Genomic DNA, 13,809 nt, shown 5'->3' with positions numbered 1-13,809 from the left:
ATTTATACAAATGCTGGACTATGTAGCAACAGTGTGCCGTCTTAGTGTATCAATTTACCTAATGGAACATATGAATATATGAAAGTTTGCCTACTACTCAAATCGCTGCGTCAAGGTTTCATTCAGTGCCGTATTAATCACATACCGAATGGAACTAAACGAATTGGTAAGGGCTAATTGAGTATCGCGCCGGTCGAGCCAGGCTAATTTTTCAATACCTTCATCTTCCTGAGGAGCCATGTGCCGGTCGTCGAGTACCGTCATTCGATACCATTTCGTGCGTTTCAGAATGCGATTGCCATTCTGTATATAGGTGTGCCAGGTCGTGCAAATGCGCTCGCCAACGGCCACCCGAACGCCGGTTTCTTCTTCCACCTCGCGGGCTGCCCCCTGCCGCGACGACTCGCCGTCGTCTAATTTTCCTTTTGGTAAATCCCAGACACCCCGCCGAAACATCAGCAGCAGTTTATCGGCTTTCAATACTACACCCCCAGCGGCTTTGATCACCTTAAACGGTTTTTTCATAGCCGTTTCGCAGTCGTCTTTGTTTAAACAACCGAGCGTGACCGATAAAAGCCGGTTGGCATCAGCTTTCTGTAACAAAACGAGTAGTTTCTCGACTGTGGCCGGTGTGGCATTTAAAATGAGCAGATGACCGTGTAGGGCGTCTTCTTTTAACGCTTCGAGCCGGGCATCTACAATCTGGTCGTAGTCTGTTTCTGGTTGAATAGGCTGACTAAATGATGTGCGTTTCGCGTTTTTGGCATTCGCCAGCGAAGGGTGAGCCAGACGGGCAGCGGCCTTCGGGCCTACCAGCCGTATCGGGCGGTCATTGAGAAAAACGATCATGCGTTTGGAGCAGTAGGACACAAAACTACGAAAAGCCGCTGTATCAACAGTCTAAATCAGCTACAAACCCGTTCAGTTTACTATTTTTGCGCTAATCAACTTACTCCCTTTGTGGAAATTCTGATAATTTTATTACTGACGATTCTGAACGGGGTGTTCTCCATGTCGGAAATCGCTCTGGTTTCTTCCCGAAGATCGAAATTAGAAACAGCCGCCAAAAACGGAGACCGCCGGGCGCAGGTTGCCCTCGATTTGTCGAATTCGCCCAACCGATTTTTATCGACCGTGCAGATTGGGATTACGCTCATTGGTATTCTGCTTGGTATTTTTTCGGGCGATAAACTCACGTCCGACGTGCAGGGCTACATTGCGCAAATCGAGCCGCTGCAACCCTACGCCCATTCTATTGCCGTTGTGCTGGTGCTGCTGATGTTAACGTATGTCTCGCTCGTGCTGGGCGAGTTAGTGCCGAAGCGCATCGGTCTCTCTAACCCCGAAGGCATTGCCAAAACGATGGCCGCGCCAATGAACGTGCTCTCCCGAATTACGTCGCCGTTTATTGCACTACTTACCTTTTCGAGCGATTTGCTGATTAAGGTGCTGGGTATCAAACCTAACGACAGTGCTGTGACCGAAGAAGAAATCAAAAGTCTGATCCAGGAAGGTACGTCAGGCGGAGCCATTGAGGAGATCGAGCAGGAAATTGTGCAGAACGTCTTTCAGCTTGGCGACCGCAAGATTACGTCGCTGATGACCAACCGGCAGGAAATTGTGTACCTCGACCTGGAAGATGATCCGCAAGAGAATCGGGCTAAAGTGCTGGAATACAGGCATTCAATATATCCGCTCTGCAATGGCAGCGTCGATGAGGTAGTGGGCCTGATTTACAGCAAAGATTTCTTAGGCAAAGACCTCGATGATGAACTATTGCGCCTGAACGACATCAAGCGCGACGTGCTGTTTATTCCCGAAAATAACCGGGCGTATCAGGTGCTCGAACGCTTCCGTGAACGTAAACAATATGTCGGCATTATCGTAGACGAGTATGGTGGCGTTTTGGGTGTGGTGACACTCAACGATATTTTAGATGTACTGGTAGGCGATATTACCGACGATGCTTACCCTGACTATGAAATCCGCGAGCGCGAAGACGGCAGCTATTTAATTGATGCTCAGTTGCCTTTTGAAGACTTTCTTTCGCATTTTGAGATTACCGTTTCTGCCCAGACCCGACGCGATTTAACTGGCTTCGATACGCTCGGTGGATTCGCACTACATGTCTTGAAAGATATTCCCCAAACCGGCGAAACCTTTATCTGGCAGTCGTACCGGTTCGAGATTGTGGACATGGATAAAAGTCGAATTGACAAAATGCTGGTGCGGAAACTGGAAGAGGAGTAAACAGCACGGGTATTGCGTAAGTTATAGAAACATACCAAACGCAACGACTGCCATGCGCTTTTACCATCCCGACCCCGACCAGCCTGGCTCGGCCCACGTTCCGACCGGCTTAGAAACTGACCCCAACGCCGACGAAACGGTGATTAATCAACAAAACGGCGAAGACTACCCGCACTCGGTCGAACAAACCGCCGACACGGGTAAGACGGCTCCTGATAATCTGGCCGATTCCATTGCCTATGCCCTCGACGGCACAGGCCCCGGCCCCACCGGCGATACGCCCAATGTGTCGGGCCACAAAACAGTTACGGAAGGTGTAACAGGCGCAAATCTGGATGAAGAGGAAGACGCGATGGGAGCGTGAGGGAATCTTTGGTAGTGCAACCCGATAGTGGCCGCTGTCATTTTAGCGATTGAGTAGATTGTCAAGGGACAAGCCTACGCCAAGTATCATAAAAATAAAGATCATGAAGCCTAACAGGTAGGCGGCAAATGCTTTTAGATAGTTCACCGCTGTTCCTTTACCAAAAAACTGACCAATGGCCCATGTGCAGTAGGCAAAGCCAAGTATAGCCCCAACCCCCATCAGGTTGGCATGAACTATTCCCTGAATAAGGGCGAAAACAGCCAGAATCAGCATGTTCATGCCCATTGTAAAGCACAGCAGTATCAGGATTTCAAAAAAGTTGTAATCAGCTTTTCGGAAGAAAAGTTTTAGAAAAAGAGCAATCAAAACACCCATCATGATGTTGGCGTAGCCGTAGTGTTCCGTAACCCATTTAAAAAATGTAAGAGTTATAGACTTTCGTTCTCCCTCTCCCCCTCTAAACTTTATGTAGGCGTCTTCGATGTGAAAAAAGTGCAGGACGAGCGTGTAAATCAGTGAGGTAACGATTATAAAAATAACGGGCTTTACCAGCCGACTTCTGTTATCAGTTAAAAAGTGCCTGACGTTTCTGCCTGGGTTGATAAGAAGTTCACGAACTGTGTATAGTATACCTTTTTCAAAATGGAGGACATGCTGGATTTCATGCGCGATGTAGTGGCCGTCAATCCGTTTGAGTTGAACGGGCTGTCCGCAGTTAGGACAATAATTTTGCGTCACTTCGGCACCACAATTTCTACAAACCACAGGCTGGTCGGCCAATCCCTGCGTTTCGGGCTGTACGGTAGTCATATACCAAAAATAACCATTATACCACTTCCTTATACTGCATCCGATATAAATTAGCATAAAAGCCTTCGTGTTGCAGCAGTTCTTCGTGGTTGCCCTGTTCCACAATCCGGCCCTTATCGACTACGATAATGTTGTTGGCTTTCTGAATCGTGCTGAGTCGGTGGGCAATCACAATGGCTGTTCGCCCCTTCATCAGCTTGCCGATAGCATCCTGAATCATTTCTTCCGTCTCGGTATCGACCGACGACGTGGCTTCATCAAGTACAATAATTTTAGGGTCCTGCACCATTGCCCGCACGAACGAAATCAATTGCCGCTGCCCCACCGACAGCGTGGCCCCGCGCTCCATTACGTTGTAGTCGTAGCCACCCGGCAAGCGTTCGATAAAGTCGTGAACGCCAACGAGTTTAGCCGCTTCAATCATTTTTTCGCGGCTGATGCGTTTGTCGCCCAGCGTGATATTGTTTTCGATGGTATCCGAAAATAGGAAAACGTCTTGTAACACTACGCCAATGTTTCGGCGCAGGTGGCCGAGTTCGTACTGGTCGGCAGGGATACCATCGACCCGGATTTCGCCTTTATTAATATCGTAAAACCGACTCAGCAGGTTGATAATAGACGATTTGCCCGCGCCCGTTGCACCGACGAACGCAACTGTCTCGCCAGCGTTTACCCGGAAACTGATGTCGCGCAGCACCCAGTCCTCGTTGTTGTAGGCAAACCAGACGTTTTCAAAGTCAACTTCACCGCGTAACGTGGCAGGCTTGTGCGTACCATTGTTGACCGTAAATTCATCGCTATCTAAGAGTTTGATAATCCGGTCGGTGCTGACAATACCCATTTGCAGGGTGTTGAAACGGTCGGCCAGCATCCGAATAGGCCGGAAAAACAGGTTGATAAACATCACGAAGGCCGTAACCGTCCCGAACGACACGTCGGCCTGTATAATCTGACGCGCTCCGTACCAGACCACCATGCCCACCGCCACGGCTGAAATAATATCGGCGACGGGGTAGTAAACAGAATAGTACAGAATCGACCGGATATTGGCCTTGCGGTGCTCGTCGTTGATGGCCCGGAACTTCTCGGCTTCGATTTTTTCACTCCCGAAAATCTGCACGATGTTCATGCCCGTGATGTGTTCCTGCACAAACGAGTTCAGGTTTGCCACCGCCGTTCGGACTTCATTGAACGATTTCTTGATTTTCTCCTTGAACACATACGTGCTGAACAGCATCAGCGGGATGGTGGAGAGACTAATCAGGGCCAGCCGCCAGTCGGTATAAAACATCACGGCAATGACCAGCACCAACTGCAAAATATCGCCCGCAATAGCCGCCATGCCTTCGCTGAATACGTCGGCCAGCGTTTCCACGTCCGAAATCGAGCGCGTAACCAATCGGCCAATGGGCGTGTTGTCGAAGAATTTGAGTCGTAGTTGAAGAATCTTGCGGTACAACTGCACCCGAATGTCGCGGATAACGTACTGTCCCAGCCAGCCCGACAGGTAGGTGTTGGAAAACTGCACGATAGCCTGTACCACCAGCACGCCAATCATGATAATGAGCATGACTGTCAGGCGGCTGCCATCGCCCGTAGCAATCACATTATCAATGGTATAGCGAATGAGTAGTGGCTGGATGGGAGCTATACAGGCCGCCAGCATGATGATACCGACGAGCGCGTAGAAACGACCCTGATAGGGTTTAACGAAACTATACAGTCGGCGGAGAATGGCCCAGTCGAAAATGCGACCGGATTTGGTTTCTTCGTTCACAGGAAAACTGACATTGGGGAGCGTCTGTCAGCGTAACAGTATTTCCACCCCGAACGGTTCAGGCCGGCTTTCAGAAAGCAAAACCTACCCGAATTGAGTAGCGAAAGCCGAAAAGACGCCTGTTGAGCCGTCCGCTTTGTTCAAATTCGGTATTGGTAAACAGCTCATCTGCCCAGCCGTAGCGTTCCGTAATGCGTTGACGGAAGTCAGTAAAAAGTTCTCTCGCTTCGTCGGTACCTACTGCATCATCCAATTTCAGCCGGAAATCGTAGGCGGCATACGACGGTCCTAACAAGACTAAATCGAGCGAAAGCCGGTCAAAAAACAGGAATTGGTAGCCTAACTGCACGCCAATATTATTTATCTGCACCTGACCGTTGAGTCTTCCTGAAAAGAGGGGAGCATTATTCTGGTAGGTTGTCAGTTCATTCGTGAATTTGGTCTGAATACGGCTGTAGTAGGGACCAAGATAGAGACCATCGGGTGCCGGGTATCGGTTTCGTTTGGTAAGATAAAACCGGTAATCAATACCCGCCGTATAACCCGAACTTTGCCGCGCACCGAACGTAACCGTTCCCGGAATATCAGCCTTAATAAGTGCTGGAAAGCTAAAATAACCCCCAGTTACTACTACTGATTGATTGCGTGTAATCAATCGTTCATACACCAGCGTTAGGTTTTTTCCGCCCCACAATAACTGAGGGGTAGGGTTGTAGCTCACCACATTACGCCGAACCGGTGTCATATTCGACTGCGCTGTTGCCTGCCCAACCAGAACTGTTAAAAAGAAGAACAGGTATGTTTTCATAGTTTTTGTTTACACCAATTGAGGGTCAAAGGTAAAGATGACAGCCGCGTTTAAACCGCTAACGGGGAGTCAGTTTGTTCGGGGTTATAAATCTTTACAGTGCAGTAGGCGAAAAGAAGGAGAGTAAGTTGAGTCAGGGTAGCCTACGCCGGGGCTTCAATGCGATTCGATTCCGTTCAAAAAAAGCCGGAAGCACCCGCCCCCGGCTCTAAATAAATCATGCTAATCAGCTCAATCCGACAAATCAAAGTTTAGACTAACTTACCGTGCCACCATTCCAGACGGCGTCGCCGGGCTGAATGAGCGACAGTTTACCGTCGCGGTCTTCGGCCATCAGAATCATACCCTGCGATTCGTGGCCCATCATCTTGCGCGGGGCGAGGTTTGCCAGAAACGTTACCTGTTTGCCGATGATGTCTTCGGGCGCGAAGTGTTTGGCAATGCCGCTCAAAATCTGCCGACCGCCAAAACCATCATCTACTTTCAGTTTCAGCAGTTTATCGCTTTTCGGTACGCGCTCGGCTTCGGTAATGGTACCGATACGGATGTCCATTTTGGCGAAATCATCGTAGGCTATTTCGTCGCGCAGGGGCGGTACTTCTTTGGTGGCTAACTCATTCATGCGTTTGGCATTCAGCAATTTCTGAATCTGTTTATCAATTTCAGCGTCTTCAATCTTGGCGAATAGCAACTCACCCTTACCTAACTCGTGGCCTTCGACCAGCAAATCGGCGCGGCCCGCATTCTGCCAATCCAAGCGGTCGCGAATCTGCAACTGATCGCAGAGTTTTCGCGCTGTGAAGGGCAAAAACGGTTCGCAGACGATGGCGAGATTGGCCGAAATTTGCAGGGCAATGTTCAGAATGGTATTGGCCCGTTGTGGATCGGTTTTGACGGCTTTCCACGGTTCTGTTTCGGCTAAGTACTTGTTGCCTGACCGTGCCAAATCCATCAGCAAACTCAACGCTTCGCGGAAGCGGTACTGCTCGATGGCCTGTCCGATGCGACCCGGAAACTGAGCCAGTTCATCCAGAACGGCGCGGTCAACATTGGTCAGGTCGCCCCGGACGGGTACGCGGTTGTCGCAGAATTTCTGTGTCAGCACCACCGCCCGATTCACGAAGTTGCCAAAGATACCAACCAGTTCGGCGTTGTTGCGGGTCTGAAAATCCTTCCAGGTAAACTCCGAGTCTTTGGTTTCGGGCGCGTTGGCGGCCAGCACGTACCGCAGCACGTCCTGCTTATCGGGCATTTCGTCGAGGTACTCGTGCAGCCATACGGCCCAGTTGCGCGAGGTGCTGATTTTGTCGCCTTCGAGGTTCATAAACTCGTTGGCGGGAACGTTGTCGGCCAGAATAAAACTGCCTTCGGCCATCAGCATCGCCGGAAAAATAATGCAGTGGAACACGATGTTGTCTTTCCCGATGAAATGCACCAACTTGGTGTGTTCGTCGCGCCAGTACAGTTCCCAGTCGCGCCCCTGTTCAGCGGCCCATTCTTTGGTCATCGAAATATAGCCAATGGGCGCGTCGAACCAGACATACAGCACTTTACCCTCGGCATCGGGCAACGGCACTTTAATCCCCCAATCGAGGTCGCGGGTCATGGCGCGGGGGCGTAACCCCTCTTTCAGCCACGACTGACACTGCCCAAATACGTTGGTTTTCCATTCGGTATGGCTGTTGACATAAGCCTCTACTTTCGGCTGCATCCGGTCGAGGGGCAGGTTCCAGTTTTTGGTTTGCCGCAGCACAGGTTTCGAGCCGGAGAGCGTACTGTGCGGGTCGATGAGTTCGAGCGGGCTTAGTGCCGTGCCGCAGCGTTCGCACTGATCGCCATAAGCGTTTGGATTGCCGCACACGGGGCAGGTGCCCACAATGTAGCGGTCGGCCAGAAACTGCCCGGCTACTTCGTCGTAATACTGCTCGGTCACTTCCTCGTCAAAATCGCCCTGCTCATAGAGTTTCGTGAAAAACGCCTGCGAGGTTTCGTGATGCACCGGGTTCGACGTGCGCGAGTAGATATCGAACGAGATGCCAAAGTCGCTGAACGCTTGTTTAATCTGTCCGTAATATTTATCGACTACCTGTTGGGGCGTCAGTCCTTCTTTTTTGGCCCGGATGGTGATGGGAACGCCGTGTTCGTCGGTGCCGCTGATAAAGGCCACGTCTTTGCCGGTCGAGCGCAGGTAGCGCACATAAATGTCGGCGGGCAGGTAGCATCCGGCTAAGTGGCCGATGTGGATTGGACCGTTCGCGTAGATCAGGGCCGCCGTAACGGTATATCGCTGGGGATTTTCTAAAGGCATCGTGCTGGAGAAAAGGGGGGGGACACAGAGATGCACCAAGACGCACGGAGATACACAGAGAAAAATTTATAAATTTTTGTCGTAGCTAACTTTGTGCATCTCCGTGCGTCTTGGTGCATCTCTGTGTCCCGAATTTCCACAAAATTAGCATTTCCGGCCCGAACGTTGTTATGTTTACGGGAAACCTGCCTCGCATTTCGGCTGGTTAGCGTTGCGGAGGTCGAGACAAATCGGTCCTCCAAATACCCGTAGGGTCGTAACAGCGCAGCGTCGGTAGCTACAAGTATTCAGCCCCATATCAGCGTGCCGTAGGTACGCAACAAGCAACAATGGAAAACGAAACGCCGGGCGTATCCACGCCGGACACGAGCAATTTTCTGAACTGGGTCGAAATCAAGAATTTCAAATCCATCAAAGACCTGCGGCTCGACTGCAAGCGGGTCAATATTTTCATCGGCAAACCCAACGTCGGCAAGTCGAATATTTTGGAAGGGCTGGGGTTGCTGGGAATGCAGAGCTACGATAAGTTGTCAGATGCGTCTGTTAGGTACAAAGATTTAAAACAGCTATTCCATAATAATGATTGGCGGAAATCTATTATAGTAGGCACCGAAAAGCATAGGTTTGATTTGGAGAAAAAAGCTGTGGGCGATGGGGCAGACTATATTTATTCTATCACCACAAGATCAAATGGTGGTTTATTAGAAGAATCTGTCAACGTGACAAGCCCTCTGCTTGCCGATAGATACGATCTTTTAAGAGATGGGCGAGTTGTCAAATCTCACTCAAATTCTAAAGTGCAATCAAGCGTCAAAAAGTATGAATTCGCTAATGTTGATACGTTCGTGAGCTTATTTAGTGATACGCTTTCATCACCTAATGGGTCAAACTTATTCGAGGTAATTGACCAGAGTGATGAGTTGAAAAATGAGTTTGGAAAATTGTTTCAGCAACAAGGACTGGATTTTGTACTCTCTCGTGACGACCAATCAATAGAATTACAAAGAAAAAGCGGCTTTTACGTCATTCAATACCCCTACTTCTCCATTGCTGATACCTTCCGGCGGTACATGTTTTACGTCACGGCCATTGAATCCAACAAAAACTCGGTCATCATTTTTGAAGAACCGGAAGTGCATTCGTTTCCGCCTTATGTGAAGGCTATGGCGCAGCGGATTGCTTACAGCGAACAGAATCAATTTTTCATCGCTACCCATAGCCCCTACTTACTGCAAACCTTAATCGATGAGTTAGACGAGTCTGAACTTGCAGTTTATATCACCTATTACAAAGATTATCAAACGCAGGTGCGGCAGCTAACAGCCGAGGAGTTGGAGGAGGCCCGTGATTTGAGCATCGACTTGTTTTACAACCTTAGCCGCTACGAGCCGAATGCCTGATTTACCTGTTCGATTTCTTGTTGAGGGTCACGCAGACATTGCTCTCATTCGCTTTCTCGTTCCTGACAAAAAATTGAGTATCCGTATGGGAGGTTGTACAGAAGTAGCAAACGCTATGTTGTCTTCTCAATATAGCAAATATACATTAATCGGAATTGTCGATAACGATGATGATTTAAATGAGCGTTGCAAAGACTCTTTCAATAGAAAAGGCTTCTTTAGCAATTTTGAGTTGGTGAGACAGGAAAACAAACTGTTTTTAAAACGGAATCCTGATACCAATCAGCACATCATAATTGTTGATAAAGCAATTGAAAGTTTTCTCTTGTGGAATGCAGCAGAGAAGAAAATCGACATTGGTCAATACGGCTTCAACGATAATGTAAGGAAGTTGAAAAGCCAAACAAAACCACCAACTATCGAAACCGACCCTGAATACCACCGACTCCTGACCGACCTGTACACCCTAAAAGCTCCCGGCTTCCTCACCCTCGAACGAATTCTGCATGACTTCCTCGCTTCGTAACCCCGTCTTTATCACAGGTGCCACCGGCTTTATCGGCTCCCACATTGCCCGGCACTACCTCGCGCAGGGGCACGCCGTATCGGTGCTGCACCGGAGCAACAGCGGCTATGGAATGCTGGCCGACGTGGCCGACCAACTGACGTGGCACGAAGGCGATATTGTTGATATTCCTTCCCTCGAAACGGCTATCGGTCCCGGAACAGACGTAATACATGCGGCTGCGGTGGTGTCGTTTGCGCCGAAAGACCGCGACCGTATGGATCGAATTAACGTAGAAGGCACGGCCAACGTCGTGAACGTTTGCCTGAACGCGGGGGTGCGTAAACTGGGCTACGTCAGTTCGGTGGCCGCGCTGGGACGTCCGGTAGCGAAAAACACGCGGCCCGACGAGCCGATGCTTATCGATGAAAACCAGAAGTGGGAAGAATCGCCGATGAACTCGGCCTACGCCAAGTCGAAATACCGGGCCGAACTGGAGGTGTGGCGGGGCGTGGCCGAAGGATTAAACGCCGTAATGGTGTGCCCCAGCCTTGTTTTCGGTGTGGGCGACTGGAGCCGGAGCAGCCTGCAATTGGTGAAGTACGTACACGACGAACGCCCGTTTTATCCCGCTGGCTTAGTCAATTATGTTGATGTGCTCGACGTGACAGAGGCTCTGTACACCCTGATGCAGTCGGACGTTACGGCCCGGCGGTTCATTCTGAGTGCAGGCACTATTCCGTACCGCTCGTTGTTAGAACAGATGGCAACCGCGCTGAACAAACGTCCGCCAACGCTACGCATACCACCTGCTCTGACGCGGGTGTTGTGGCCGCTGGAGGCCGTTCGGGCGTGGTTAACGGGTAATGCCCCGCTCATAACCCGCGAAACAGCCCGCTCGGCGAGTTCGTTTTACGCGCTCGATGGGCGCAGCATTACGGAGGTGACTGGTAATCAGTACCGACCGTTGAGTGAGACGTTACGGCGCATTGCGGGGGCGTTTGGCGTAGCACAAAGCGGTGCATAAATATTTCACGGGGGGTGTTGGAGTTATGCTTTTTTGCATTAAATTTCACTGCCAAAGGATAAACCGAGCCAATGGCTGCGGCCCCTATCCGCCCCACATTTCGTAAGGCAATAGCATGGAGCAAGAGTTCGAAGAACGAGCAGACGACATAAAAGAATCTATCCGGCGTTTTGAGCAGATGCTGGACCAGGATGAGAGTCAGTTTTTTGATCTGGACGTGTACGAACAAATGGTTGAGCATTATCTCAATCAGGGTGATCTCGAAAAAGCGTTCAAAGCCGCCGAGGCTGGTCTGGAAAACTTTCCCTACGCACTGGAATTAATGCTCGATAAAGCCCAGATTCTGGCTAATTTCCAACGGTTCGACGAGTCGCTGGAGTTACTGGAACGGGCTTCGTTGTTTAACCCCGGCGACCTCGACGTGCCGTTTATGCAAGGTTCGGTGCTAAACATGGCCGGGCGGTACGAAGAGTCGATTCAGGTACTGGAAGAGTTGCTCGACCGCGCCGACGACAAAGAGGATATTCTGTTTCAGATTGGGCAGAGCTACCAGAACTGGGGTAAATACGACGAGGCCATCAGCCAATATAAAAAGTCGATTGCGCTGAATATCAACAATGAAAACGCGCTGTATGAACTGGCGTTTTGCCTCGACGTAACGGGCGAATTAGAAAATAGTCTCGAATATTATCAGCAACTAATCGATGCTGACCCGTATTCGTACAACGCCTGGTACAACATCGGCATCGCCTACAGTAAATTAGCCCGGTACGCCGAAGCCGCCGAAGCCTACGACTATGCCGTAATCATTAAAGAAGATTTCTCGTCGGCGCATTTCAACCTCGGCAACACGTACATGAACCTCGGCCTGTTTGAGAAGGCCGAAGCCTGTTACCGCGAAACGCTGAAATACGAAGACCCAACTGCCGATACCTACTGCCACCTCGGTGCGAGTCTGGAAAAGCAGGATAAACTGCTGGAAGCTATCGCCGAATATCGGCAGGCTATCAAACTCGACGCGCAGTGGGACGAAGCCTGGTATGGCATTGGCGTTTGCCTGAGCGACTCGGGCAAGTGGTACGAATCGTTGCCGTTTTTGCAGAAAGCCGTAAAACTCAACGACCAAAACGGAGAATACCATCTGGCCGTAGCCGAAACCGAGTATAAAATCGGGAATGTGCTGTCGAGCATCGAGTCGTTCGAGAAAGCCGCCGAAGTAGATTCAGCCAACCCCGACGTGTACCTGACCTGGTCGCTGGTGCCGTTCGATCAGGGCGATTTCCTGAAAGCAAACGATATTATTCATCTGGGTGTCAACGACATGCCCGAAGAGGCTGATCTGTACTATCGCTCTGCCGTGTACCTGATTCATGCCGGACATTACCGCGAAGCACTGATTCAGTTAGAAGCTGCCCTAACGCTTGACTTCGACGCGCACGTACAGCTTTTCGAGTTCTTCCCCGAACTCGAAAAGCAGAAAGCACTGTACAAAATTATTCAGCAATACAAACCAAAATAACGCGGCTGAAAAGCCGCCCGTCCATACCAAAAACCCCTCCATGTAACAATGGTGGGGTTTTTGGTTGAATTGAGCCACTGTTTTAACGATTTCGTTTGGGTATTTGGGCGGGCCGCTTTCCTGCCGCGCTACTCCGGCCCCGAATCGCTGCTGGCTTTCGATGTGCGCCGGTTTTCCAAATAAAAATAAACGTGCAGGGCGTGGTTGAACCGGAACGTGCGGATGCGTTCGACCTCGTTGTTCTGAATTGAAAACTGGTTCAGATACCCCAACTCAACACGCATGTTCTCGCGAAGTCGTCGGCCAATCGCGAGGTACGTTCTGTTCTGGTCGAAACGCCGGACAGAGCGCGACACGACCATCATTGGCTCAACACTGCTCTGCACGTACCAGCCCGATTCTTTACCCCGAATCGGTTTAATCCAGCGCAGCATGGCCCGCAGCCGCACGTTGAAGCGGTCGGCCAGCACCTGTTGCGATTCGCCATCCGACAGAAATACATACTCGTTGGCGAGCGTATCGGTACGCGAGGGCCAGCGGAGTTCTGACCGAAAACGATACACCAACTCGCCGTCGCCAGCAGGTTTGGTAATAGTCAATTGCGGAATCACCCGGATTTCCTGAAAAAACGTGGTCGGCTGGAATTCGCTGGGGCGGTTCCAGGTCCACCACAGGCCAATGGGCGAGAGCGACAACCGGACGGGCTTAGTTAGCTGGTAGCTGATCCAGGGGCGAAATACCTGTTGTAGTGGTAATCGGAAGATGTTCAGATCACGAAATTGGGTGTCTTCGGCCTGTCGGCGGTATTGGTGATCGAGTTGAAACGACCATTTCCCTTTTGTTTTGAAAACAAGATTCATCTCCGACCAGAACACGGGCCGATGCCGCACCACATTCTGATACGACTGTGCCGATGCCGTGAAGCCAAATAGTAAAAAAACAATGACAAAAACCGAGTGGCGCATGAGTGATGAATGGGTAAAGTGAAACGCTAACCCTGCACAGTAGAGGAAAGTTTCGCGGGTCTTTTGTCGGAAA

Annotated in this window: 12 protein-coding genes; 6 read left to right on the top strand and 6 right to left on the bottom strand. The window is 50.4% G+C overall.

The genetic code is table 11. The annotated features are described in order from the left end of the window. Positions 1-93: 93 nt before the first annotated feature. The gene (locus AWR27_RS10770; protein ID WP_077131181.1) at positions 94-849 is read right to left on the bottom strand and encodes an NUDIX hydrolase; all 756 of its coding nucleotides are present in this window, start codon (positions 847-849) and stop codon (positions 94-96) included. 111 nt (positions 850-960) lie between these two features. Here AWR27_RS10770 and AWR27_RS10765 point away from each other — a divergent pair, with 111 nt between their 5' ends. Together AWR27_RS10765 and AWR27_RS10760 are read left to right on the top strand one after the other, a co-directional pair. Next, on the top strand, positions 961-2,250 hold the full coding sequence (locus AWR27_RS10765) for a hemolysin family protein (RefSeq protein ID WP_077131180.1): 1,290 nt from the start codon (positions 961-963) through the stop codon (positions 2,248-2,250). A 52-nt stretch (positions 2,251-2,302) separates the two neighbouring features. Continuing rightward, positions 2,303-2,614, top strand: coding sequence for a hypothetical protein (locus AWR27_RS10760; RefSeq protein WP_077131179.1), 312 nt, complete (start codon positions 2,303-2,305; stop codon positions 2,612-2,614). A 42-nt stretch (positions 2,615-2,656) separates the two neighbouring features. On the opposite strand, the gene AWR27_RS10755 is transcribed toward AWR27_RS10760, so the two are convergent. The 4 genes from AWR27_RS10755 to metG all read right to left on the bottom strand — a co-directional run bounded on the left by AWR27_RS10755 (position 2,657) and on the right by metG (position 8,320). Then, a complete protein-coding gene (locus AWR27_RS10755) occupies positions 2,657-3,427 on the bottom strand; it encodes a zinc ribbon domain-containing protein (RefSeq protein WP_083732997.1) in 771 nt (256 codons plus the stop codon). A gap of 16 nt (positions 3,428-3,443) precedes the next feature. Beyond that, positions 3,444-5,204, bottom strand: a complete 1,761-nt coding sequence (locus AWR27_RS10750; RefSeq protein WP_077131178.1) for an ABC transporter ATP-binding protein — start codon at positions 5,202-5,204, stop codon at positions 3,444-3,446. 70 nt (positions 5,205-5,274) lie between these two features. Continuing rightward, on the bottom strand, positions 5,275-6,012 hold the full coding sequence (locus AWR27_RS10745) for a hypothetical protein (protein WP_077131177.1): 738 nt from the start codon (positions 6,010-6,012) through the stop codon (positions 5,275-5,277). Between the two features lie 256 nt (positions 6,013-6,268). Then, the gene (gene metG, locus AWR27_RS10740; RefSeq protein WP_077131176.1) at positions 6,269-8,320 is read right to left on the bottom strand and encodes a methionine--tRNA ligase; all 2,052 of its coding nucleotides are present in this window, start codon (positions 8,318-8,320) and stop codon (positions 6,269-6,271) included. A 329-nt stretch (positions 8,321-8,649) separates the two neighbouring features. On the opposite strand from metG, the gene AWR27_RS10735 reads away from it, so the two are divergent. The 4 genes from AWR27_RS10735 to AWR27_RS10720 all read left to right on the top strand — a co-directional run bounded on the left by AWR27_RS10735 (position 8,650) and on the right by AWR27_RS10720 (position 12,771). Next, positions 8,650-9,720: an AAA family ATPase gene (locus tag AWR27_RS10735; RefSeq protein WP_077131175.1), complete on the top strand. Its 1,071-nt coding sequence runs from the start codon at positions 8,650-8,652 to the stop codon at positions 9,718-9,720. Beyond that, positions 9,713-10,246, top strand: a complete 534-nt coding sequence (locus tag AWR27_RS10730; protein WP_077131174.1) for a hypothetical protein — start codon at positions 9,713-9,715, stop codon at positions 10,244-10,246. Before AWR27_RS10735 ends, AWR27_RS10730 begins: the two co-directional genes overlap by 8 nt. Further along, positions 10,227-11,252: an NAD-dependent epimerase/dehydratase family protein gene (locus tag AWR27_RS10725; protein WP_077131173.1), complete on the top strand. Its 1,026-nt coding sequence runs from the start codon at positions 10,227-10,229 to the stop codon at positions 11,250-11,252. Before AWR27_RS10730 ends, AWR27_RS10725 begins: the two co-directional genes overlap by 20 nt. 115 nt (positions 11,253-11,367) lie before the next feature. Then, positions 11,368-12,771, top strand: coding sequence for a tetratricopeptide repeat protein (locus AWR27_RS10720; protein ID WP_077131172.1), 1,404 nt, complete (start codon positions 11,368-11,370; stop codon positions 12,769-12,771). Positions 12,772-12,899: 128 nt separating this feature from the next. On the opposite strand, the gene AWR27_RS10715 is transcribed toward AWR27_RS10720, so the two are convergent. Then, positions 12,900-13,736, bottom strand: coding sequence for a DUF2490 domain-containing protein (locus tag AWR27_RS10715; RefSeq protein ID WP_077131171.1), 837 nt, complete (start codon positions 13,734-13,736; stop codon positions 12,900-12,902). Positions 13,737-13,809: the final 73 nt, after the last annotated feature.

Origin of the sequence: Spirosoma montaniterrae, assembly GCF_001988955.1 — a bacterium.
GTDB lineage: Bacteria > Bacteroidota > Bacteroidia > Cytophagales > Spirosomataceae > Spirosoma > Spirosoma montaniterrae.
Note: the sequence above shows the minus strand (reverse complement) of the source record. Positions and strands in the feature narration are given on the sequence as shown.